The 22,849-nt window shown below is 63.4% G+C and carries 22 protein-coding genes; 3 read left to right on the plus strand and 19 right to left on the minus strand.

Annotated elements, in window-relative coordinates; genetic code table 11:
• Positions 1-52: 52 nt before the first annotated feature.
• The 11 genes from GVL04_RS00815 to GVL04_RS00865 form a co-directional block, all read right to left on the minus strand.
• Complete coding sequence (locus GVL04_RS00815; protein ID WP_159698097.1) at positions 53-1,696, minus strand: extracellular solute-binding protein; 1,644 nt, start codon at positions 1,694-1,696, stop codon at positions 53-55.
• A 13-nt stretch (positions 1,697-1,709) separates the two neighbouring features.
• Positions 1,710-2,684 carry a carbohydrate ABC transporter permease gene (locus GVL04_RS00820; protein WP_159698100.1) on the minus strand — a complete coding sequence of 325 codons (975 nt, stop codon included), beginning with the start codon at positions 2,682-2,684 and terminating at the stop codon, positions 1,710-1,712.
• Positions 2,681-3,661, minus strand: coding sequence for a sugar ABC transporter permease (locus GVL04_RS00825; RefSeq protein ID WP_200846705.1), 981 nt, complete (start codon positions 3,659-3,661; stop codon positions 2,681-2,683). The genes GVL04_RS00820 and GVL04_RS00825 overlap by 4 nt, the downstream gene beginning before the upstream one ends.
• A 153-nt stretch (positions 3,662-3,814) precedes the next feature.
• The gene (locus GVL04_RS00830; RefSeq protein ID WP_159698103.1) at positions 3,815-5,734 is read right to left on the minus strand and encodes a polysaccharide lyase family protein; all 1,920 of its coding nucleotides are present in this window, start codon (positions 5,732-5,734) and stop codon (positions 3,815-3,817) included.
• 259 nt (positions 5,735-5,993) lie between these two features.
• Positions 5,994-6,146 (minus strand): glycine zipper domain-containing protein, encoded by a 153-nt coding sequence (locus GVL04_RS00835; protein WP_159698106.1) that lies wholly within the window; start codon positions 6,144-6,146, stop codon positions 5,994-5,996.
• Between the two features lie 22 nt (positions 6,147-6,168).
• Positions 6,169-7,254, minus strand: a complete 1,086-nt coding sequence (locus tag GVL04_RS00840) for a YihY/virulence factor BrkB family protein (protein WP_159698109.1) — start codon at positions 7,252-7,254, stop codon at positions 6,169-6,171.
• Positions 7,181-7,858, minus strand: a complete 678-nt coding sequence (locus tag GVL04_RS00845) for a 2'-5' RNA ligase family protein (RefSeq protein ID WP_159698112.1) — start codon at positions 7,856-7,858, stop codon at positions 7,181-7,183. The genes GVL04_RS00840 and GVL04_RS00845 overlap by 74 nt, the downstream gene beginning before the upstream one ends.
• A 4-nt stretch (positions 7,859-7,862) precedes the next feature.
• A complete protein-coding gene (gene trpS, locus GVL04_RS00850; RefSeq protein ID WP_159698115.1) occupies positions 7,863-8,984 on the minus strand; it encodes a tryptophan--tRNA ligase in 1,122 nt (373 codons plus the stop codon).
• Between the two features lie 20 nt (positions 8,985-9,004).
• On the minus strand, positions 9,005-9,838 hold the full coding sequence (locus GVL04_RS00855) for an exodeoxyribonuclease III (RefSeq protein WP_159698118.1): 834 nt from the start codon (positions 9,836-9,838) through the stop codon (positions 9,005-9,007).
• Positions 9,839-9,848: 10 nt separating this feature from the next.
• Complete coding sequence (locus GVL04_RS00860; RefSeq protein ID WP_159698121.1) at positions 9,849-10,415, minus strand: hypothetical protein; 567 nt, start codon at positions 10,413-10,415, stop codon at positions 9,849-9,851.
• Positions 10,416-10,480: 65 nt separating this feature from the next.
• Entirely contained in the window at positions 10,481-11,518 is a 1,038-nt protein-coding gene (locus tag GVL04_RS00865) for a LacI family DNA-binding transcriptional regulator (RefSeq protein WP_159698124.1), read from the minus strand.
• A gap of 167 nt (positions 11,519-11,685) precedes the next feature.
• Here GVL04_RS00865 and GVL04_RS00870 point away from each other — a divergent pair, with 167 nt between their 5' ends.
• Both GVL04_RS00870 and GVL04_RS00875 read left to right on the plus strand, forming a co-directional pair.
• Positions 11,686-12,795 (plus strand): C45 family peptidase, encoded by a 1,110-nt coding sequence (locus GVL04_RS00870; RefSeq protein ID WP_159698127.1) that lies wholly within the window; start codon positions 11,686-11,688, stop codon positions 12,793-12,795.
• Between the two features lie 42 nt (positions 12,796-12,837).
• On the plus strand, positions 12,838-14,163 hold the full coding sequence (locus GVL04_RS00875; RefSeq protein WP_159698130.1) for an MFS transporter: 1,326 nt from the start codon (positions 12,838-12,840) through the stop codon (positions 14,161-14,163).
• Positions 14,164-14,190: 27 nt separating this feature from the next.
• Here the strand turns inward: GVL04_RS00875 and GVL04_RS00880 are convergent, their stop codons facing one another.
• The 8 genes from GVL04_RS00880 to glyA form a co-directional block, all read right to left on the minus strand.
• A complete protein-coding gene (locus GVL04_RS00880) occupies positions 14,191-15,024 on the minus strand; it encodes an ABC transporter permease (RefSeq protein WP_159698133.1) in 834 nt (277 codons plus the stop codon).
• A complete protein-coding gene (locus GVL04_RS00885) occupies positions 15,021-15,848 on the minus strand; it encodes an ABC transporter permease (protein ID WP_200846726.1) in 828 nt (275 codons plus the stop codon). The genes GVL04_RS00880 and GVL04_RS00885 overlap by 4 nt, the downstream gene beginning before the upstream one ends.
• Positions 15,849-15,900: 52 nt before the next feature.
• Positions 15,901-16,830 carry an ABC transporter ATP-binding protein gene (locus GVL04_RS00890; protein ID WP_159698136.1) on the minus strand — a complete coding sequence of 310 codons (930 nt, stop codon included), beginning with the start codon at positions 16,828-16,830 and terminating at the stop codon, positions 15,901-15,903.
• A gap of 150 nt (positions 16,831-16,980) precedes the next feature.
• Entirely contained in the window at positions 16,981-17,301 is a 321-nt protein-coding gene (locus GVL04_RS00895) for an SHOCT domain-containing protein (RefSeq protein WP_159698139.1), read from the minus strand.
• 150 nt (positions 17,302-17,451) lie between these two features.
• Positions 17,452-18,117: a response regulator transcription factor gene (locus GVL04_RS00900; protein ID WP_159698142.1), complete on the minus strand. Its 666-nt coding sequence runs from the start codon at positions 18,115-18,117 to the stop codon at positions 17,452-17,454.
• Complete coding sequence (locus GVL04_RS00905) at positions 18,114-19,184, minus strand: sensor histidine kinase (protein ID WP_159698145.1); 1,071 nt, start codon at positions 19,182-19,184, stop codon at positions 18,114-18,116. The genes GVL04_RS00900 and GVL04_RS00905 overlap by 4 nt, the downstream gene beginning before the upstream one ends.
• A 222-nt stretch (positions 19,185-19,406) precedes the next feature.
• Entirely contained in the window at positions 19,407-20,300 is an 894-nt protein-coding gene (locus tag GVL04_RS00910) for a bifunctional methylenetetrahydrofolate dehydrogenase/methenyltetrahydrofolate cyclohydrolase (protein WP_159698148.1), read from the minus strand.
• A 151-nt stretch (positions 20,301-20,451) separates the two neighbouring features.
• Complete coding sequence (gene glyA / locus GVL04_RS00915) at positions 20,452-21,747, minus strand: serine hydroxymethyltransferase (RefSeq protein WP_159698151.1); 1,296 nt, start codon at positions 21,745-21,747, stop codon at positions 20,452-20,454.
• A 236-nt stretch (positions 21,748-21,983) separates the two neighbouring features.
• Here glyA and purU point away from each other — a divergent pair, with 236 nt between their 5' ends.
• Complete coding sequence (purU, locus tag GVL04_RS00920) at positions 21,984-22,835, plus strand: formyltetrahydrofolate deformylase (protein ID WP_159698154.1); 852 nt, start codon at positions 21,984-21,986, stop codon at positions 22,833-22,835.
• Positions 22,836-22,849 lie beyond the last annotated feature (14 nt).

The raw sequence follows: 22,849 nt of genomic DNA on the forward strand, positions 1-22,849 counted from the left end.
CGCTGGGGGAGCGACGAAACAGCGGGCCTCCGACGTATTGACGGGATGCGTGTCACGCCTTGCTGGCCGCGAGTGCCTCTTCGAGTTCGGCGCGGATCTTGTCCCCACCGCCAGAGCGCCAATCCTTGACGGCATCGTCCCAGGCTGTGACCGCCTGGCGGCCCTGAAGGATGTCGTCGCGGACTGAACGGAGCTTCTTCTCGAGCTGGCCGCCCTTCCTGACTTCGGTCTCGGAATAGAGACCTTCCACCGGGCTTGCTGTGCCATCAGGCAGGACGCGGTTCATCTGCTCGTACTGGGCTTTCACCACATCCTCCTCACCGGGGAGATACAGCACTGTGGGTGCGTCCGCCAGGTACTGCTGGCCGAGTTGTGTCTGGCCTACCCCGGAGTCCAACGGCACGGGGTCGGTGCCGGACAAGGCGTAGTGCACGCCCTCCACTCCGTACTTACGGAACAGATACTCCTCCGTGCCGAACGGTGCGGCCAGCCAGTTGGCCACGTGCAGGAAGGTCTCCAGTCTGTCCCCTGCGCCCTTATTGAAGGCCACCACGCTGTGGGTTGGTGAGCCAATCCAGAGCGAGCCCTTGCCGCCGTCGAATCCTGGAACGTCCAGGGCTGAGATCTTGAATCCTTCCTGCCCTGCGGCTTGCTGGTAGTAGGCCGGCCAGGCGCTGTACGAGTCGCCTGTGAAGTAGGCAGTTCCCGCCAGGAACCACTGCTTGAACTGGCCGGCATTGGCGGCGAAGGCATCCGGATTCACCACCCCGTCAGCAAACATCTTCCGTCCTGCCTCCAGCGCCTCCTTCATTTCCGGCGTCTCATCCTTGCTGGTCAGCTTCCCGCCTTCCTCGCGCCAGCCGTTGGGGACATTGAGCGTCTGCGCGATGAAGTTGATAGGGACTTGGGTTAGCGCCCACGTGTTGCCCTTTGGGTTGCTCAGTTCCTTGCACAGTGAGAGGTACTCCTGGAAGGACGTAGGTTGGGCTGTGATGCCCTTCGCTGCGAGAAGGTCCTCCCGCCGGTATTGGATGGTGCTCTGCAGCACGCCCCGGGGAATGGGGATGGCGAAGATTTCGCCACCGAACATGGCCGCAGACCAGGACTCCGACGGAATGTTGGCCAGGAACGGGTAGTCCTTGATGGCGCCGCCGGAGAGGTGCTTGGTGAGGTTTGCGGCTTTTGCTTGGAGCAGCTGGGGTACGGAGTTGGCGCCGCGGGCCACCTGGAAGATATCCGGCAGCGAGTCGCCGGCCACCACGGTGGCGAACTTGCTGGGGTAGTCGGTGGCCGGTGTCATGGATATTTGGAGGTCGGAGCCCAGCCTGCGGTTCAGTTCCTGCCAATAAGCGTTCTTGTCCACGCCGGGCGGAATGGGCGAGGACGTCTGCACCATGGACGTTATGGCCTTCCCGTCGCCGGGCGCCTGCCCCAGGGCCTTCACAGGCTGCGCCGGGTACCGGTAGAAGACATCCGGGATGCCAAGATCGGTACCTTTGAGGTCCGGAGTTACCCCTTCATAGCGGATGAAGTCCGGCAGCGTGCCCTTGGCCTGGGCGGCCGCGCCTCCCCCTGACGCGCCCGGCGAGCAGGCTGACAGCAGGGGGCCTCCCAATGCTGCAAGTGCAAGCACTCCCAGGGAGCCGCGACCAAAGTTCCTGCGGCTGAACTCTTTCTCTGTAGCGAATTCGTGCATTACCAAGACCTTTCTAACCTTTGACGGCGCCGGTCAGGACGCCCTTGGCGAAGTGCTTTTGAAGGAAGGGATAAACAATGAGGATCGGGACGAGTGAGAGCACCAGGATGGCCATCTGGATGGAGGGCTGCGGCGGCATGCTCTCCATGACCCCGCTCAGGTCGCCTTGATCCAGTTGCGCGTTGTTCACCACGTAGGTACGCAGCACCAGCTGGAGCGGCCACTTGGCGCTGTCATTGAGGTACAGCAGGGCATTGAAGAACGCGTTCCAGTAGCTCACTGCGTAGAACAGGCCGATGACAGCCAGCACGGCCTTGGACAAGGGCAGGCAGATCCGGCTGAAGATCTGCCACTCCCCTGCGCCGTCGATCCTTGCCGATTCCAGCAGTTCCGATGGGATCTGGCTGAAGAACGCGCGGATCACGATCACGTTGAAGCCGCTCACCAATGACGGCACAATCAGGGCCCAAAGGGAGTCGATAAGGCCTACCTCCTTGACCACCAAATAGGAGGGAATCATGCCAGGCGAGAACAACAGGCTGAAAAGCACCAGCAGCAACATCGCCTTCATTCCAAAAGCACCCGGCCGGGCCAGCGCATAACCCAGCAAACTGGTCACGAACAGGGACAACAGCGTCCCGGCGATGGTGACGAAACCGGAGACAGCCAGGGCCTGCGTCACCACGCCGCCGGACAGGATCGACTGGTACGCACCAAAGTTCAGCGTGTCCGGCAGGATGACGAACCCGCCGTTGCGGGTCACATGTTCGGGGCTGGAGATACTCGTGGACAGGATACCGAGGAAGGGAAGTACGACGGCGGCACACGCTGCCGTCAGGACCACGCCTTTGATGGCGCGCATTATCAGTCCGGGAGGCTCAACGCCGTTAACAGTCCTGCGCCTCCGGCGTGGCGGCGGGGGCGCCTTTGTCTTCCGGCCGGACGCTCCTGATGATGCCTGACTCGTGGAGTACTGGGTGGTCGTCATGCTTTGTACACTCCGTTTTCTCCGAAGGCGTGGGCGATCTTGTTGGCGGCCAGGACAAGGACCACGCCGATGAGCCCCTTGACCAGTCCGACGGCGGTGGATACACCCCAACTCCCGCCGACGATGCCGTTGTTGTAGACGTAGGTATCCAGCACTTCCGAGGCTTGGACTCCTACCGCGGCCTGCTGCAGGATGATCTGTTCGAAGCCAACGCTGAGTGAGTCGCCGAGCTTCAGGATGAGGAGCAGGATGATGATGCCCCGCAGTCCGGGGAGGGTGATGTGCCAGAGTTGGCGCCAGCGGCCGGCCCCGTCCACTGCCGTGGCTTCATACAGCGAGGAATCAATCTGGGAAAGCGCGGCAAGGAACAGGATGGTTCCCCAGCCGGTGTCCTTCCAGATCACCTGGGACGTGAGCAGTGCGAAGAAGGTGTCAGGGTTACCGAGGATGTCCAATGCCGCCCAGCCGTTGGATCGGAGGAAGTTGTTCACCATCCCTGAACCGCCAAACATCTGTTGGAAGATGGCCACCACGATCACCCACGAGAGGAAGTGGGGAAGGTAAAGGATGGACTGGACGAGCTTCTTGATGCGCTCGGACAGCAGGCTGTTGAGGAGCAGTGCGAGGACGATGGGCACCGGGAAGACGAAGACGGTCTGGATAAAGGTAAGCACCAGCGTATTGCGGAGGGCATTCAGGAAGTCCGGGTCACCATTGAACAGGACGTCGAAGTTTTCCAGCCCGGTCCACACCGACTCCCAGATGCCCAGGAAGGGCTGGTAGTCCTTGAAGGCTATGACGTTGCCCAGCAGGGCGACGTAGTGGAACAGCAACAACAGGACCATGCCGGGCAAGGCGAACGCCAGAAGCATCCTGTCCCGCCACATGCGCTGCCACCAGGACTGTTTCCGACGCTTCACCGGCGTCGTGGTTTCCCCTAGGGGAGACGGAGGTTTCCGACGGGTTTCGATGGACATGCAACACCTTTCACAGGCTCGGCGGCTGGGAAGCGAGCAGGGATTGATACGTTTCAGAGGTGTTGTGACCGGAGCGGACACGCGCATCGGGAAGTTCCCAGCAACTCCGATGCAACCGGTAAGGAGCCCGGTCGGTGTCCGCTCCGGAACCTGTTAGTCCAGTTCGAGCCGTATGGCGTCGTAGGCCGCCTGGTTCACGGCCGCTGGATCCGCACCCTCGTTGATGGTGAACGTGATGGTGTTGGCGCCCCGCTTCAACAGCGCCGCATCGAACCGGAACTCCCGGTAATAGTTGCGCCCGGCGTGGGAGCTCCGATACGTGGCCCCCTTGGCATCCGAGGGCTGGAACTCCCATACGAAGGGCTGCCCATTGACGCGGATGGTGAGATTGCTGGTGACATTCGGGACGGGTATGGCAGATCCCATGGCCCACGCCGCCAACGCGACGGTCAACGTTGCCTTCTGTCCTCGCCGCGCAGCCTTCTGCGGGTCGAAGGTGTCGAGCTCGAAGGAAATGGACCATGGAGCCTGGGGCTGACCGTCCAGGACCTGGTGCTGAATATAACCCCAGCCCTCAGGGTCGCTTTTACCCACCACGTAATTCACCCCGTTGGGAAAATCTTTCGGAAAGAGCATGAACGCGTCATACCGCCGGGATTCCTCGCCACGACGGTATTCGGCCGACGTCCTGTCCGGCGTGCCCAGCTGCCAAAGGGTCTTCCCGTTGACAGCAGGCTTCCACTCCACGTTCTTCAGCTTCAGCGCTCTACGGCCCACAACAACATCATCCGCATGGTATTCACCCCAGACCCCGGGCTTGGTGACCGTGAGCCGGTAAGTTCCTGGACGAACATTGCGGAGTCCGAATGCACCATTCCGGTCCACCTCACCCCAGTACTGGAAGCCTTCGGTAGTGTCCTGGGCCGGCACCCCGTTATCGGAGAGGATGACCAGCGCCCCTGCCATGGTCTTTTCGCCGGGCACTTTCACCTTCCCGGACACGGTGACACGGGCCGCACTTGGCACCCACCCTTCCAGCGCCACACGATCATAGAACGCAGCATGCTTCCCGAATGCGGCATAGGACAACGCCTCTTCCCGCATTCGAACAACGTCCGTACCTTGGGTGAACAGCACGAAGTAAGGACCATAGGTCTTGGCCCAGTCGCCGTAGGTGTCCACGGGCATCGCTCCGAAATGCGTCGCATGGGGCTCTACCAGGAGCACCGGCGCCTCAGTGGTCTGGTGCAGGGTAAGGTCCTGGCGAAACGGGCCACCGTTGAAGGACTCACGATTGGGCGCGACCGACCAGATCCCATATCCGTTGCCGTAGAGGCCATGGACTGTGTGGTCCTTCATGGAAACAGCCCAGTCATACTTGGTGTAATAGCGGCGGGCGTAGGCACTCCCCGTCCCGGAGAGATCATGCGTAGCATCCATGACCACCGGCCCGGCCTGCAGCTCCTGCGGCGTTGGCATCTGCGCGGCGGCAGCACGCCACGGGGCGCCGAACGAATCCTCTTCGACACTGGCGTGCGTGAAGATGTCCGGATCCATCCAGGCGACGAACCTGTGCTGCTCAACGTGGACGCCGGCATGCTTCGCGCTGTGGGAGAACCGCGGCGCAAGGTGGAATCCCGGCTCGTCGGCGCGGAAAATGAAGTTCCACTGCCGCGTGTACGGACCCGACTCAGAGGCATTGAGCACGGCCGAGACCACCACAAAGTCCTGCTCCCGACGCACCATGAAGCTGGTGCCGGGGGTGTAGTCGCCGCCCGGGGTCCCCAGCACGCTGGTCACTTGGTCGAACCTGCCACGGCCGGTCTTGCCCAGCAGTTCCCGGCCGTCCAGCTTCAGGGATACCAGGCGGGCATTGCCGGCCTTGTCGAAAATGGCTTGCACACGTCCGTTGTCCACCGCGATTTGCGCGGCGTTCTCCGTATATGTTGGCGCCGGACCGGTGGGCAACGGGTCCGTGGACGCTGCGGCCGGAGTCTGGGACGTGGAAACAGCAACCAAGGCCAAGGCCGTTCCTGCTGCACCAAAAGTGTGGAATTCCCTACGGGAGATCATCGTCGATCCTTTTGCGAAGGTGGTGGGGTCAACAACATTCATCCACCGCATGACAAGACCGTCAAGACCTTTGACACGATTCAGACGCATCTAAGAAACCGTTTTCCCCGAAATGACGCGGGAAACGGTACATCCGATGTTTAATGAGGTATCTCATAATGTGAGACGGAAAGGGGGATAAATAGCGGACTGACATCACTTACATCCGATGAATATGATGGCTTCTGCCCCTACGGCCAGCATGGACAGCGCCAGCAGATCAGCCCCTGCGGGGACCCACCGCTGCCCCCACAAGCGCCCCGAGCCCCACTCCGATAAGGATGCCCAGGAACGGGGAATTGAAAACCAGTTGGCCAACGATGAGGCCCACCGCAGCCCCCAGGAGGCAGCCGATCCACAGTTGGTTGTTCATGGGGCCTCCAGGACTGAAACTGTCAGGTACGGGGCGCTGCGCGGCGCGAGCCAAGGACTCTCTTGCGTGGGAGCTCCCCCGACTCCGTGTCTGCCTCGCGAACAGCTGACCATGACGCCGAGACGAGATAGACCTGGCTCACCAGGTTGAACCAGATCAGCAGACCAATGATGATGGCGAAGGATGCCAGGACGGGGTTGTTTCCGGACCTTGCCAGGAGTTCGGTGCTGAAGAACTGAAGCACGGTGGTCCCGACGCCGGCAAGCACGACGCCTTCAAGCAGTGCACGTCTCCCCAGTTTGAGGCCACCGGCAATGCGGAACAGGACTGCCGCCGTCGCGCAGTTCAGCAGGAGTGGAACCACGATCTTGACGGTGGCGGCGATGGGGGCGGCCACCGCCTCGTCCAGCTTCAGCAGGCCGATGAGCCAGTCGGCGGCGGTGCCAAAAATCAGCGAGGCCCCGGCGCTGATGACCAGGATGACGCCCAGGAGCAGCAAGGTGCCGGCGTCGATGAGTTTCTGGAGGAGGCCGTTGCGTTGGAGCGGATCAGCGTTCATCACTCCCCGCAGGCCTTCCCTGACGCTGGCTATCCAACCAAGGGACGTGAAGATGGTAATGGCAGCTGCGATCAATGCGGTCCAACCGAGCCCGGACGGATTAAGCAGTGACTGCGGATCTACCAGCCCCTCGCCGCCGTTTACTTGGAGAAGTCCGGGCGCAGCGGAGGCCACGCTTCCGATCACGGCATCTTCCAAGACCGGATTGCCGCCCAGGACAATGCCGGCAATGGCGAAGCCCGTAGTCAGCAGACCTGTGACGGAGAAGAACATGTTGAAGCCGATACCTGCACTCAACAGTGGCCCGTGCTGCCGTGAATAGTGCTGGAACGATCGCATGGCGCGGTTGGTGTTCAGCCTGGCCATGAACAGGGCGAAGAATGCTCCTGCCTTCTTCGGCAGCCCCTCGCCGGCGCGCTTGGCCTGGCCCCAGTCCTGCCTCTTGCGCAGAAGTTGTAACTTGAGCTTGGCCAGCTCAGTTGGCAGCGGAGGAGCGTCCGCCTCTGTGGCGTGAATCCGCTTGCTGTTCTTCGTCAGTATCGCCGCCAAAGTCGAGCTCTTCCCGTAGCTGCCAAATTCCATTGGTGTCGTGCTCGTAAAGTCCCATGCTAACCACAGGGAAGGTCGCCCGGTAATCTCTGAGGACCGTTTCGGCTTCGTCGAGGTTTTCCTGGGCTACATCGTGCGCCACCGTGACGTGCGGGTGGTACGGGAAAGGCAGCAAGCGCTCGAGCGGACCGCTTTGAAGTTTCTCGTGCAACTGCACGCACTCTTCAAAGCCTTCTTCCACGTTGACGAACACCACGGGTGAGACGGGCCGGAAGGAACCGGTGCCCGAAATGGTGATGTCGAACGGTTCCTGTGTCCGCGCCACCTCCCGCACATGTTCCCGGGTAGCTGCCCAGTCCTGGGTGGGCGTGGTGGTGATCAGCGTGATGTGGGCAGGAATGACCTCGGCCATCGGATCACCGAAAGAGGCCCGCCATTCCTGCAGTTCACGGGCGATCTCCGGCGGGAAACCGAGGATGACGCCCACGCACATGGTGTCACCGGCACCGCAATCGGTGCCGGTGACAGCGGGCTGGCGAGAGTCGTCCGGACCGACACCCTTGCGGGCATCGGTCTTGACGTTGAGCTGGCCAGCGGAGCACATGGAGTTAGCGGGCTCCCAAGTCGCGGTGTGCATCGCCGCGGTAGGGAAGGAAACCAACCTTGGAATAGACATCGGCCAGGGTGGCTGATGCAATTTCGCGTGCCTTGTCCGCGCCGAGGGCCAGGAGCCGGTCCAGTTCTGCGGGATCGGCCAGGAGTTCGTTGGCTCGCTCGCGGATGGGTGCCAGGTGTCCGGAGACGAGTTCGGCGAGGTCAACCTTGAGGTGGCCGTACATCTTGCCCTGGTAGTCGGCCACGATCTTATCCACCGGAGTGCCGCTGATGGCCGAGTAGATGGTCAGCAGATTGGAAACACCTGGCTTGTTCTCGCGGTCGTAGCGGATCTCGGTTTCAGTGTCAGTCACGGCGGACTTGATGCGCTTGGCCACAGTCTTGGGATCATCGAGGAGGTTGATCAGGCCGGCCGGTGATTCCGCGGACTTGGACATCTTGGCGGTGGGGTTCTGGAGATCGTAGATCTTCGCGGATTCCTTCTGGATGAAGGCCTCGGGAACCTGGAAGGTCTCCCCGAACCGGCTGTTGAAGCGGTTGGCCAGGTCCCGGCTGAGCTCCACGTGCTGGCGCTGGTCTTCGCCCACCGGCACGCCATGCGGCTGGTAGAGAAGAATGTCGGCGGCCTGCAGGATCGGGTACGTGAACAGGCCAACGCTGGCGTGGTCCGAGCCCTGCTTCTGTGCCTTGTCCTTGAACTGCGTCATGCGGGCGGCTTCGCCCATGCCGGTAATGCAGTTCAGGACCCACGCAAGCTGGGCGTGCTCTGGTACCTGGGACTGGACGAACAGGGTGCACTTGTCCACGTCCACACCGCCGGCGATGTACTGGGCAGCTGTGACCCGGGTGCGTCGCGCAAGCTCCGCCGGATCCTGCGGAACGGTGATGGCGTGCAAATCCGGGATGAAGTAGACGGCGTCATACTCGTCCTGCATCCGAACCCAGTTGACCAGGGCGCCGAGGTAGTTGCCCAAGTGGAGGGAGTCGGCGGAGGGCTGCATGCCGGACAAGACCCGGTGCTTGGCACCAACGGCCAGTTTGGTGGACGTCACAGGCTTGGGTTGGGCCGCAGCATCAGCTGGTGCGCCGGTTTCAGTCGTGGTGGAACTAGTCATGGAGGAAAACCTTAGGGAGCTTAGAGCCGGTAGTCGACTACCAGCGGTGCGTGGTCGGAGAAACGGGTGTCCCACGAAGGCGCCCGGTCCACTACAGCCGAAAAAGCGGCTGCTGCGAGATCCGGCGTGGCCAGGTGGTAGTCGATGCGCCAGCCTGTGTCAGTGTCAAAGGCCTTACCGCGCTGGGACCACCAGGTGTAGGGGCCGGCGACATTTCCTGCCAGGCCCCTGTGGACATCCCTCCATCCGATTTCTTCGCCGAGGAAGCGGTCAAAGTACGCGCGCTCCTCCGGGAGGAAGCCGGCACGCTTAACGTTGCCCTTCCAGTTCTTGATGTCGAGTTCAGTGTGTCCGACGTTGAGGTCGCCCACCACCAAGGCGTGGTCGCTGTGCTTGGTGAGCTCAGGCAGGCGCACGGTCATGGCGTCGAGGAAGCGGAACTTGTCGTCCTGCTTGGGTGTCCCCACTTCGCCGGAGTGCACGTAGGCACTGACGACGGTGAGGGTGGCGGGTTCACCGGCAGTGTTCGTGACGGAAAAATCCGCCTCAACCCAGCGTCCGGACTTGTCGAAGTAATCGTCACCGATGCCAACGCGGGTGGCAGTCGGTTCCTCACGGGAAGCAATGGCAACCCCGGCGCGGCCCTTGGCCTCAGCTTCGGAGTGGAGGATGTGCCAGCCCTCGCCGATCAGCTTCCTGACGATGTCATCAGGTGCGCGGACTTCCTGCAGGCAGAGAATGTCTACCTCGCGAGGCTCCAGCCACTCCGCCATGCCGTTCTTGTAGGCAGCCCTGAGGCCGTTGACGTTAACTGATGCGATGCGAAGGAAGTCCTTCTTCAATGCCGTACTCACCCGGTCCACTCTAGTCGATGATGGTGCCGGCTACGGGCTCGTCCGAGCCGCCGGAGGACTTGATCATGTCACGCGCATTGGTGGCCGTGATGGCAATGGTTTCCAATGCGCGGTTGATGGTGTCCTGGTCCGCGGAGCCGCCCTTGGCACGTTCCTCATCCACCACGCGGACCTGCACCTGGACGATCTTGAATGAATGGTCCAGTTTGAGGTCCCGGACCTCGTCTGCCTTGCTGCGCTCGGCTACTACGCGCGTGCCGCCGCTGTCTGCCGCGGACGACGACGGCGCGCGGCCGGCTGCGGCGTTGAACGCGTTCTGCGCTTCGGTCAGCTTTGCACCGGCCCGCTGCGCGGCCTTGCGAATGCTCAGCACGACGAAGGTGGCCAGGGCCAACCAACCGAAAGCCACTACTGCGACGACCCAGCCCACAACGTCGTTCTGGTTGGCGGCGAAAATGACAGCTACCAGGAAGGCGATGATGACGACGGTCATCCCCAGGCCGCCGATGCGGAAGCCCTTGAACATGCCTTTGCCGGCGGGGGACGTGGACGGGTGCGGGTCACCGAGAGATTGCATGAACCTATTCTCTCAAACGCACAAAGGTGCCCATGCCCGCTTCCACGGACGGCGAACAAACTGCATCAGCGCGAAGGGGTTGTCTGCGGCCGGGTGGATTCGCGTTCCAGGAAACGGGCGGGGAGCAGGACGGGCGCGGGCTCCTTTGCTCCGTCCATGACATCAACGAGTTGCTGCACCAGCGCAGCAGCGGCGGCCGGGATGTCGACGTCGAGCGCCGATATCGGCGGTTGGTGCTGCCGGGAATGCTCGGAGTCCGAGCCCGTGCACACCAACACGTCCCCGGGGATGCTGAACCCGCGCTCCTGCATGGCCTGGGCGACGCCTGTTGCGTGCCTGCCCGTCAGGCAGAACACGGCCCCCGGCAGGCCGTCAGCCAGGATTCTGGCGCCTACCTCCTGCCCGCCCTCCACGCCGTCACGCTCAGGAACGTGATGGATCCGCGGTTCGGCGCCGGCCTCCAGGCACCACGCAACATAGGCGGCCTCGCAATCGAAGTTCCAGGCATTCCTGTCCGTGCCGCCCACGTAGGCAATGGATACAGCTCCCGCGGCTGCCAGATGGTCCAGGACGATCAGTGTGGACGCTGCGTCGTCATGCGCCACCCAGTTCCGGAAGCCGGGGCGGCCAGGGTCCCGGTCCCAGGAGACGTAGGGGATGCCACGCTTCTCCAGCAGGGCAATCACGGGGTCATCCAGGTGCGGGGCGAAGACGATGTAGCCATCCAGTGAGAGGGAGAACGGGGGCAGCGGAGCCCGGGTCAGGTCCGGCACCAGCATCAAGCCGAGGTTTCTATTGAGTGTTTCCGCAGCCGCCGCTCCGGCCAGCTTCATAAAGACGTCCACGCCGTTGGGCCCGTAGTTCCCGAGGCTGTCCAAGGACCGGAACACCAGGCCGATGGCATTCATCCGAGAGTTGCGGAGGCCGCGCGCCATGGCGTCCGCAACGTAACCCATCTCCGCTGCGACGGAGCGTACCCGTTCCCGGGTGGCGTCGCTGATGTTGCCCTTGCCGTTGAGCGAGTGCGACACCGTGGTGATGGAAACCCCGGCTTTGCGGGCGACATCCCAGATGGTGGCTCCGTGCTGAAGTTCGCGGGCCATTGGCTCCCCCTCTGTCGTCGCCGTGGGATCGACGCGCGAAATTAACAATAAATCTTCGGAGCCAGCTACACAAAAACGTTTTTGTTCCGTACTTTGAGCGTCACAAGTGATCCACATCATTCCGGCGCCGCCCATCGCATACCGGGCTGGCCCCCTCAAGGAGACCCATGCAGCTTCACCGCCACACATCCACCGCGCACAATCCCCGCGAGCGCGGCCTGGACATCGGCCGCATCTGGGATGCGCAAACACGCAACACAGCAAAGCTCTACTACGACTTCTTTGCCACGCTCGGCGTCGCCCCCCAGAAAGTGCGCGCCATCGCGGAGCAGAGCCACGAAGCCCTCCGTTCCTGGTGCCCGGCGCTGGCCGAGGAAGCCGAAGGCTGGGCCGACGGCGCCGGACTCGAAACCTGGCAATTCGGTGTGGTCAACGCGCGCACCGAGATTTTGGCCGCCGCGCCAAAGAAGCCCAGCTCCCATGAGTGCTCGACGGCGGTTTACGCACCTGCCGCTCACGGCTTACCGCAGACCCTGCAGACCTGGGACTGGCACGACGACCTCGCGCCGGAAGGTTTGCTGCTTGAGCTCGCTCCTGCCCCCGGCCGGACGACCAAGACGTTTACGGAGTTCGGGACGCTGGGCAAGATCGGCGTGAACAGCGAGGGCCTTGGCTTGCACTTCAATATCCTTGCCCACGCCAGCGACGACGATTCCGCGGGCGTGCCGGTCCACGCGATAGCCCGCCGCATCCTCGATGAGGCCTCCAGCATCGACGAGGCGATCGCGATCGCCTCGTCAGCGAGGGTGAGTGCCTCAACCGTGTACACGGTGTTCACGGCGGCGAGCGCGGGCACCCAGGCCGCCGCCGGCAGCAGCACCCCACGCCGGGCTGCCAGCATCGAGGTCTCCCCCGCGGGCACCGCCGTCGTGGATGCCGGCAGCGACGGTTGGCTGCTCCACACGAACCACTTCCTCGATCCGCATCTGGCACTGGAGGATGCAATCGACGACGGCGCGTTGTCCCCTCAGCGGCTGGCCCACCTCGGGCAGGTGCGGACTGAGCTGGCTGGGCTGGGTGTGGTGGACCGGGCCCTGCAGTTCTGCTCGTCCAAGGGAGCATCGTCGGTGGTTTGTTTCCACCCGGATGCGTCCGCGCCACGGCACGAACAATGGCAGACGCTGCTGACCATCAGCGTCAATGCCGGCGATTGCTCCCTGGACTATGCGGCCGCCAACCCTGCAGACGCCGCACGCGATGGCTTCCAAACTTTCTGACCTCATCACTCCCAACAAAACACCCCAATGAAAGGCACTTCCATGCCACAATCCCTGCAGCCCGACGTCGCGCTGGAGCCGCAGAAGCCTCCGACCGAGGGCTCCGCGTCCGCCCTGCGCACTTTCTTCGTGTCCTGCTTCGGAACCGCCCTGGAGTTCTACGACTTCACCATCTACGGTTTGGCCGCAGCGCTGGTGTTCCCTCAAGTCTTCTTTCCCGATCTGGACCCGCTGACCGGGACATTGGTGGCGTTCGCTTCCTTCGGTGCGGGATTCCTGGCCCGTCCGTTGGGCGGAATCGTGCTGGGCCACTTCGGTGACCGCCTCGGCCGGCGCAGAATCCTGATCCTGACACTCCTGCTGATGGGCAGCAGCACCTTCCTGATCGGCTGCCTCCCCAGCGCCGGCTCCATCGGCGCAGCAGCTCCCCTGCTGCTCATTGTCCTTCGCCTGGTTCAGGGGTTCTCGGCCGGCGGTGAATGGGGCGGCGCTGCCCTGGTGGGTATCGAAGCGGCACCGGCAGGCCGACGCGGTTTCTGGGGCAGCTTCACCAGCATGGGCATCGGGCTGGGCGTGCTGTTGGGATCCGGCGTGTTCTCACTGACGGACGCAGTTGCCGGTGGCGACGTGGCCGGTTTCGCCTGGCGTGTCCCGTTCTGGATCGGCGGCTTGTTGGTCGTAGCCGGCCTGGTGGCACGTTTGACGCTCCCGCAGGACGAGCGGCCCACTACGGCCGAGACACCGCGCATTCCGTTGCTCGCGGTCATGAAGTCGCACCCCCGCCGGATCCTTCTCTCTATCGGCGTGAGCTATGGCTACAACACCTTCACCTACATCGCCACCGTGTTCCTCATGTCCTATGTACTCCAGCATGGATACTCCGGCAGCGAATCGCTGCAGTTCCAGTTGTGGGGTGCGGTGGCCAGCGTCGTCTCCGCTCCCCTCGCAGCGATCCTTTCCGACAAAATCGGCCGCAAACCGGTGATGGTGGGTGGCGCGGTGATGCTCATCATCTACTTCGTGGCGTTCTTCCCGGCTATCGAGACGCACACCGGGTGGCTGGCCCTGCTGATGTTCACCCTGGGCGGCGCGCTGAACACGGTGCCGCAGGGGCCCCTGCCCGCCTTCCTGGGCGAGCAGTTCCCGGCGGCATCCCGCTACTCCGCCATCTCTGCCAGTTACCAGATCGGCTCTGCCCTGGGTGGCGGTACGGCAGCCACCGTGGCCACGGCGTTGCTGATCGCCACCCACGGTGACCCGATCGGCGTCGTGATTTACACGGTTTCCGCGCTGGCAGTGATGGGACTCTGCTCCTGGGGCCTGCGTGACAACGCCAAGCTGACCATGGCCGAGATCGAGACGGCCTAGAACCGGTACGGGCTGCGCCGGCCGTTCCTACTTGAGGAACAGCTGGCGCAGCCTTCCGGTAGTCAGCATGATGCCGAGCGCAATCATCACCACGTAGTAGCCCACGTGGATGGCGGTAGCCGGACTGAACGAGCCCACGCTGATCTGCCGCAGCAGCTCCACGCCGTGCCACAGGGGCATGGCCTGGATGAACCACTGGATCACCTGCGGGTAGACGCTGAGCGGGTAGAACGTGGCACTGAAAAGGAACATGGGCAGCAGGAAGAAGTTGATCCAATCCATCTGCTGGAAGGTCTTCATGAAGCTGGTGATGCCCATCCCGAAGCTCGCGAACCCGAAGGCGATCAGCACCGAGGCGGGAATGACCAGGATGGCCCACCAACTGGTGAGCAACCCCATCACCCCCATGACGGCCGTGAATCCTGTGGCATAAAGCAGCCCGCGCAGGAGGGCCAGGAAGATCTCGCCGATGGCAACGTCCAGCGGCCCAAGGGAGGTGTAAAGCATGCCCTGGTAGAGCTTGGCGAAGTTCATCTTGAAGAAGACGTTCCACGTGGAGTCGTAAATGGCTCCGTTCATGGCCGAGACCGCCAAAAGCGCGGGAGCAATGTAGGCCGCATAGCTGATTTCCCCGCCGCCCGGACCTTGGACCGTGCCGACGATCGAGCCCATGCCCACGCCCATGGCCAAAAGGAACAGCACGGGCTCAAAGAATCCGGACACCATGACCAGCCAGGTGCTGCTCTTGGCCGCCATCAAACCGCGGCCCACCACGGCCTTGGCGTTGCGAGAGTACAGGGAACCGAACTTCCGCTCACGGGCAAGATCCGTGGCGCTGTGGCCACCCGTCAAGACACTCATGAGCCCATCCTTTTCACGAACTGGCGCCGGACAAGCAGCCACCCTACGGTGGCGGTCACCACCAGGAACACCACGTGGATGATGGTCAGCACAGGGTTTTGGTCCATTCCATAAGTGAAGACCCGCCCCAATTCGGTTCCGTGCCACACTGGCGAAATCCAGCCGATCCAGCGGACCGCGATGGGCAACGAGTCGAGGGGGAAGAACGTCCCCGAGAACAGGAACAGTGGCATGACAATGAATCGCTGCACCAACGCGAACTGTCCCTTGTCCTGTTTGATGCTGGCGGCATAGGCCATGAGCGGCAGCCCGAAGGACAGTGCCGCCACCGTCGCCACAATGGCCGATACCCAGCCCCAAGGGCTTGGGGAAGCACCGAAAAGTGCCACCACCACGAAGTACACCACCGATTGCAGGAGGAACCTGAGGGTGCTGGCCATGATGTGGCCACTGGCAATTTGCTCGGGAATCAGCGGCGAGGCATGCGGACCATAGAACACCCGTCGCCATTTGAAGCCGTCCATGATGGGGTAGGAAAACTCCCCCGACGCCGTCATCACGGCTGCGGAGACCAGCAAGGCCGGCGCCACGAACTCCAGGTAGCTGACACCGCCAAATGTGGCTTCGCTGTTGGCATCCACCAGGCTGGCGAGCCCAACTCCCATGGCGAACAGGTATGCCACCGGCTGACCCACGCTGTACAGCACTACGGACCAGCCGTAGTTCCGCATGACGCGGAGGACCTGCTCCGCATAAAAGAAGGCACCCCAACGGCGCGCCCTGGCAGCCGAAACCTCAGGTGAGTGTGCCCGCAACGGGTGCACCGCCGTCGTGAGTTCAGTTCCGCCAGTCAACGGTTCCCTGGTCAACCGATCCCTAGTCAACGAGGCTCCTGCCGGTCAGCCGCAGGAACACGTCCTCCAGCGATGAGCGGCGCACCAGCGACGTCACGGGACGCAGCCCGCGGGCACTGACCTGCTCCAGCGCGGCCTCGCCGTCGTGCGCGTAGATCAGCACTCGGTCAGGCAGCGTCTCCAACCTCTCGCCAATGCCTTGAAGTTCGACGCCGATGGTCGCGTTCCGCTCGGACCCGAACCTGAGCTCGAGTACTTCGCGCGAGGAGTGCTCGCGGATGAGGTTGGCCGGAGATCCCTCTGCCATGATGCGGCCCTTGTCCACCACGATCAGGCGGTCGCAGAGTTGCTCGGCCTCGTCCATGTAGTGCGTGGTGAGGATGAGCGTGACACCGCTTTCCTTGAGCCGGAACAGCCGGTCCCAGAGGATGTGGCGGGCCTGCGGATCAAGGCCCGTGGTGGGCTCGTCCAGGAGCAGGATGCGGGGCTCGTTGATGAGCGACCGGGCGATGGTGAGCCGCCGCTTCATGCCGCCGGAGAGCGCGTCCACCTTGGAGTTGGCTTTGTCCGTCAGCTGCGCGAATTCCAGGAGCTCGTCCGCCTTGGGCCGCAGGTAGCTCAGCGGCAGGCCGAAGTAGCGCCCGTAGACGATCAGGTTCTCCCGGACCTTGAGCTCTTCGTCGAGGTTGTCCTGCTGCGGAACCACTCCAAGGTGTGCCCTGACCTCGGGACCATGGGATTCAGGATCCAGCCCCATGATGGTCAACGAACCGGACGTGCGCTGGGAGACGCCGCCGATCATCTTCATGGTGGTGGATTTGCCTGCGCCGTTGGGGCCCAGCAGCCCAAAGGACTCCCCCGCAGGTACGTCAAAGGAGATGTTGTCCACGGCGGTGAGCTCACCATAGGTCTTGGTGAGGTTCCGCGCGCTGATGACGGTTGGTCGGTTCATGTCGACGCTGGTTTTCGACGATTCGGCTTGTGTTTCAGAGCGGGTTGCTTCATTGTGCACCCTCAGCAGACTAGTAGCGCCCACCGACATGTGAAAGGGCTCTTGCACATATTGTTGCAAGAGCCCTCTCGTTTCAGGCTTGGGATTAGCTCAGCTGCTGGGCTGCGAGCGCAATACCTCCAGCCGCTGCCGGAACTCGGTTTCGTCAATCTCCCCGCGGGCATAGCGCTCACGGAGTACGCCCTCCGCGCCCTGAGTCGCGGCCCAGTGGTGGTTGCGGCGCCACGTCCGCCGCCCGAGGAAAATGAACAGGCCGATCACGAGGATCCAGAACAGCGGGAACAACAGGAAGAAGGGCCAGGCGGCACCGTCTCCCCACGGACCATGCGCGGCGACGGTTGCCGGCACCTGTGCCAGCGCTCCCCCGAGCGTCGTGGTCTCCCCAACGATTGAAGTGATTGCTGTGAACATGTCGGTGATCCAAACTCTCTCCGCCGGTGTACGGCGTGAACCGTCTTTCGGCTCTGGTTCGAGTCTGGCTCTGGGCGGCCGGCGAGGCGTCCGCCGTCGGGAGTCACCTTGGGGTGGCCTGCTACTCCCGGCGGAGTCGCGTTCGCCGGGTCAGCTGCTCCAGCCCGGCTTCACCAAACCAGACTCGTACGCGAGGACCACCAGCTGGGACCGGTCGCGGACCATCAGCTTGGTCATGATCCGTGAGACGTGGGTCTTGGCCGTGAGCGGTGTGATGAACAGCCGTTCCGCGATCTCGGCGTTGTTCAGGCCCTCACCCACCAGCGCCAGCACTTCGCGTTCGCGCTCGGTTACTTGCCCCAGCGGGACCACTTTTGCCGCTGCCCTGCTCTGGGACGCCAACTGGGCCATGATCCGCCGTGTCACTGAAGGTGACAGCAGCGCATCACCGTCGTGAACCACGCGGACAGCCCGGATGAGCTCAGCGGGCTCGGTGTCCTTGACCAGGAATCCCGCCGCACCGGCCCTGACGGCTTCGGCAATGTACTCATCGAGCTCAAAGGTGGTGAGGATGATGATCCTTGTTCCGGCGAGGTTGGGGTCGGCCAGGATGTTTCGACTGGCGGTGAGGCCGTCGTCGTCCGGCATGCGGATGTCCATGAGGATGACGTCCGGCCTATCCCGCGCGGCCAGCCGGACGGCATCCCTGCCAGTGCCGGCCTCTGCCACCACTTCCATGTCTGGTTCCGCGTCCAGGAGGGCGCGGAAGCCTGCCCTGATGAGGGTTTGGTCGTCGGCGAGGAGGATGCGGATCACGGGAGGGTTCCTTCTTGATGTGTGGGCACGGTTGCTTCGACGCGGAGGCCCGGTTCCAGTTCCTGCAGCGTGAGCGTGCCGCCCAACGCGACCGCCCTCTCCCGCATCCCCGTGAGCCCGTTGCCGGGCAGCGCGCTCCGCATGCCGCCGCCGTCGTCGTCTATTGTCACCGTCAGCGCCCCGGCGGCTTGGACAAGACGCACGACGGCGGTCTGGGCGCCTGAGTGCCTCCCAACGTTTGTCAGCGCTTCCTGGACGATCCTGTAAGCGGCTTCCTGTTGAGCCGGGCCGATGAGCTGGTGGTTTGAATCGTCCTGAAGGCGCACGTGCAGGCCGCCGAGTTCGGCATTCCTCACCAACTCGGGGACTCTGGCCAGGCTGGGCCGGGCTGCCGGAGCCAGTGGGACGTCCTCCCGCAGCACGCCGAGGAGCTGGCGGACCTCGGTGAGTGACTCCTTGCTGGCAGCTTTGATGGCTTCCAGGGCGGGCCGGAGTCTCTCCGGATCATCGGCGCCGACGTGCAGGGCCACCGACGCCTGCACGTTGATCATGGACAGGGAATGAGCCACGACGTCATGGATGTCCCTGGCCAGCGTGAGCCGGTATTCGTCGCGCTCCGCCTTCTGCGCTTCCTCGCGGCGCCGCCGGTAGTCAGCCATCCGTTCGCTCCGGCGTCGGAATCCCTGCCCGATGAGCACCAGGATCGCCGCCCAGGCCACACCCGCGGAGGCACGCACAGGCCAGTTGACGTCGCCGGCCAGTGCGGCGCCTGTGATCACGGCGGCTGCTGCAATCCCCGCCCCCGTCCACGCCTGCCAGCGAAGCCCGGCGGCTGCGGTCAAGACAATAGCCAGCGCCAGGGACAACACAATCGGCCCCCACGCGTAGCCCAGGACGAGGTAGATTCCCGTGGCAAGGAGGGCGACAGGGAGCATCACGTGGGGCGCGCGCCTCCGGAAAGCCAAGCCTGCAGGTCCGGCCAGGAGCAGGAGGATCGCCAGCGCATCCAAGGGCCGTGGCGCATCCTGATGGCTCGCGGAGAAGAGGGTCCCGACTCCCTGGATCACGGCCACCGTGATGACGATGAAACTGGTGGGCGGACCAGCGAACCGGCGCTGACCTGGAATTCGCTCGGACCCCGGCCGCCGTCTGGACCCCGGATGCCTCTTTGACTCTGGGAAACGGGGCTGCATACACAGAGCCTAGCTTCGGTGGTCGCGCGGCGTCGTCCGTTTAACGGAGCAGGGCGCCTACTCCCCGAGGAGTAGGCGCCCTGCTTTTGGTAACTACTAGGCGATGCCCGCCTGGCGCTCTGCGCTCTCCACGACATTCGCGAGCAGCATGGCACGGGTCATCGGACCCACGCCGCCCGGGTTCGGGGACAGCCAAGCGGCGACGTCGGCAGCGGCCGGGTCCACATCTCCGGTGACAACAGCTTTGCCGTTGCCGTCGTCCACCCGGCTGACACCGACGTCGAGCACGATTGCACCCGGCTTGAGGTCTTCAGCCTTGATCATGTGCGGCACGCCAGCGGCGGCAATCACGACGTCGGCCTGCCTGAGTTCGGCGGGCAGGTCCACCGTTCCCGTGTGCGCGAGGATGACCGTTGCGTTGACTTCCTTGCGGGTCAGCAGGAGGCCAATGGGGCGGCCGATGGTCACGCCGCGGCCAACCACCAGGACACGCTTGCCTTTGAGTTCAATGTTGTGGCGACGCAGCAACTCCACACAACCCTTGGGCGTGCAGGGCAGCGGGGACTTCATTGCGCCGTTCACGTTGGCCACCAGGCGGCCAAGGTTCATGGGGTGCAGGCCATCGGCGTCCTTGTCAGGGTCCATGGCTTCCAGGATGACGTCCTGGTCGATGTGCTTGGGCAGCGGAAGCTGGACGATGTAGCCCGTGCATTCCGGATTGTCGTTGAGCTCGCGGACAACCGTCAGGAGGTCCTCCTGGCTGATGTCCTCAGGGAGGTCGCGACGGATGGACTGGATGCCAACCTCGGCGCAGTCCTTGTGCTTGCCGCCGACGTACCAAGTGCTGCCGGGGTCCGAGCCCACCAGGATGGTGCCCAGGCCGGGGACGATTCCCTTGGCGGCGAGGACGGAAACGCGAGTGGTCAGTTCTGCCTTGATGGCTGCGGCGGTGGCCTTGCCGTCAAGGATCTGTGCGGTGGACTGTGTCATTCCATCTGCTCTTTCTGGTGGGTGACCTATTTTCGAAAGCCTTTGAGCAGGCTCATGCCAACGGGATCCGCCGCCGTAGGTGTGGCGGCGGATCCCGTTAGCTCCGGTTCAGTGCCCGGGTGATGCGTTGCTTAGCCGCGGAAACGCGGATTTACCACTGCTCGTGCTGCGGGTACAGCGGGAAGTCAGCGGCCAGTTTGTCGACGCGTGCCTGGAGGGACTCGACGTCGGCGGCGGCGCCCGCCTTCAGCGCAGTGGCGATGATCTCTGCAACCTCGGTGAACTCGGTGGCACCGAATCCGCGGGTAGCCAGTGCAGGCGTACCGATGCGGAGGCCGGAGGTGACCATCGGCGGGCGGGGGTCGAACGGAACAGCGTTACGGTTCACGGTGATGCCCACGGAGTGCAGGAGGTCTTCGGCCTGCTGGCCGTCCAGCTGCGAGTTGCGCAGGTCAACCAGGACCAAGTGAACGTCGGTACCGCCGGTGAGGACAGAGACGCCGGCTTCGGCGACGTCGGACTGGTTCAGGCGGTCAGCGATGATCTTGGCACCTTCGAGGACGCGCTCCTGGCGCTCCTTGAACTCTTCGCTGCCGGCGATCTTGAAGGCAACAGCCTTCGCGGCGATGACGTGCATGAGCGGGCCGCCCTGCTGGCCGGGGAAGACGTTGGAGTTGAGCTTCTTGGCCCACTCCTGCTTGGCCAGAATCACACCGGAACGCGGACCTGCGAGGGTCTTGTGCACAGTGGAGGTGACGACGTCGGAGTACGGGACCGGGCTCGGGTGCAGGCCGGCTGCAACCAGGCCGGCGAAGTGTGCCATGTCCGTCCAGAGAAGCGCGCCAACTTCGTCGGCAATGGAGCGGAAGGCAGCGAAGTCGAGGTGGCGGGGGTAAGCCGACCAACCAGCGATGATGACCTGCGGCTTCTCGGCGATGGCCTGCTCGCGGAGCTTGTCCATGTCAATGCGGAAGTTGTCTTCTTCAACCTGGTAAGCAGCTACGTTGTAGAGCTTGCCGGAGAAGTTGAGCTTCATACCGTGGGTCAGGTGGCCACCGTGTGCCAGGGACAGGCCAAGGATCTTGTCGCCCGGAGTGATCATTGCGGAGAGCGCAGCGGCGTTTGCCTGTGCACCGGAGTGCGGCTGCACGTTGGCGTACTCGGCGCCGAACAGTTCCTTGACGCGGTCGATGGCGAGCTGCTCAGCGATGTCGACGTATTCACAACCGCCGTAGTAGCGGCGGCCCGGGTAACCCTCGGCGTACTTGTTGGTCAGGACGGAGCCCTGGGCTTCCATGACGGCGCGGGGGGCGAAGTTTTCGGACGCAATCATTTCCAGGGTTCCGCGCTGGCGGCCAAGTTCCTGGTTGAGGACTGCTGCGATCTCGGGATCGAGATCGGCAAGCGACTGGTTGCTGACAGACGCGGAAGTGGTTGTGGTAGTCACGGAGATCTCCTGGCTAGGCAACGGGTGGTGCTACAGGTCAGGCTACCGGCAGCAGCATTCCCGCGTCCCATTATTGACGGAGGGATCGGTCACGTGCGTGCAGCGGTAAGACATGACCCTCGGCCCAGGCGTACGATCCGTGGTCTTCATGATTGCCGCTCCCTGGTGGTAGTCCACCCAACGCCAGTTGCGACCCGTTAACAGTACAACAACGCAGCACGGGTAGGCTTGATCGTGTGACTGAATCCACCGCTTTCGTAGTAACACTTTCCTGCCCCGACCGCCCCGGCATCGTCCACGCGGTAGCCGGAGCCCTGCTGGAGGCTGGCTGCAATATCGCCGATTCCCAGCAGTACGGAAGCCCCAGCACAGGCAATTTTTTCATGCGCGTGGAGGCATCGACGTCGTCCTCCCAGGACGAATTGGCGACCGCGCTGCGTCCGGTAGCCGAATCGTTCGGTATGACCTGGCAGATCAATCCTGTTGGCGAGAAGGTCCGCACCATCATCCTGTGTTCCAAGGACGCGCACTGCCTGAACGACCTCCTGTTCCAGCAGCGCACCGGGACCCTGCCCATCGACGTGCCGGCCATCGTGTCCAACCACCGGGACCTTGAGTCGTTGGCGGAGTTCTACGGCATCCCGTTCCACCACATCCCGGTGACGCCGGAAACCAAGCCCCAGGCCGAGGCGCAGCTCCTGAAGCTCATCGCCGAACACGACGTGGAACTGACCGTCCTGGCCCGGTACATGCAGGTCCTCTCCAACGATCTCTGCACGGAGTTGAACGGCAAGGCCATCAACATCCACCACTCATTCCTTCCCTCCTTCAAGGGCGCCAAGCCGTACCACCAGGCCCACGCCCGCGGTGTGAAGATCATCGGCGCCACAGCCCACTATGTGACGGCGGACCTGGACGAGGGGCCGATCATCGAGCAGGAAGTCATCCGCGTTGACCACGCCCGCACGGCTGCCCAGTTCGTCCAGATGGGCCGCGACGTCGAAGGCCGTACGCTGACCCAAGCAGTTCAGTGGCACGCCGAACACCGCGTGCTCCTGGACGGCACCCGGACCGTGGTGTTCAACTAACGCCGCTCCTATGC

It is taken from the genome of Arthrobacter sp. 18067 (assembly GCF_902706295.1).
In the GTDB taxonomy this organism is placed as follows: domain Bacteria; phylum Actinomycetota; class Actinomycetes; order Actinomycetales; family Micrococcaceae; genus Arthrobacter.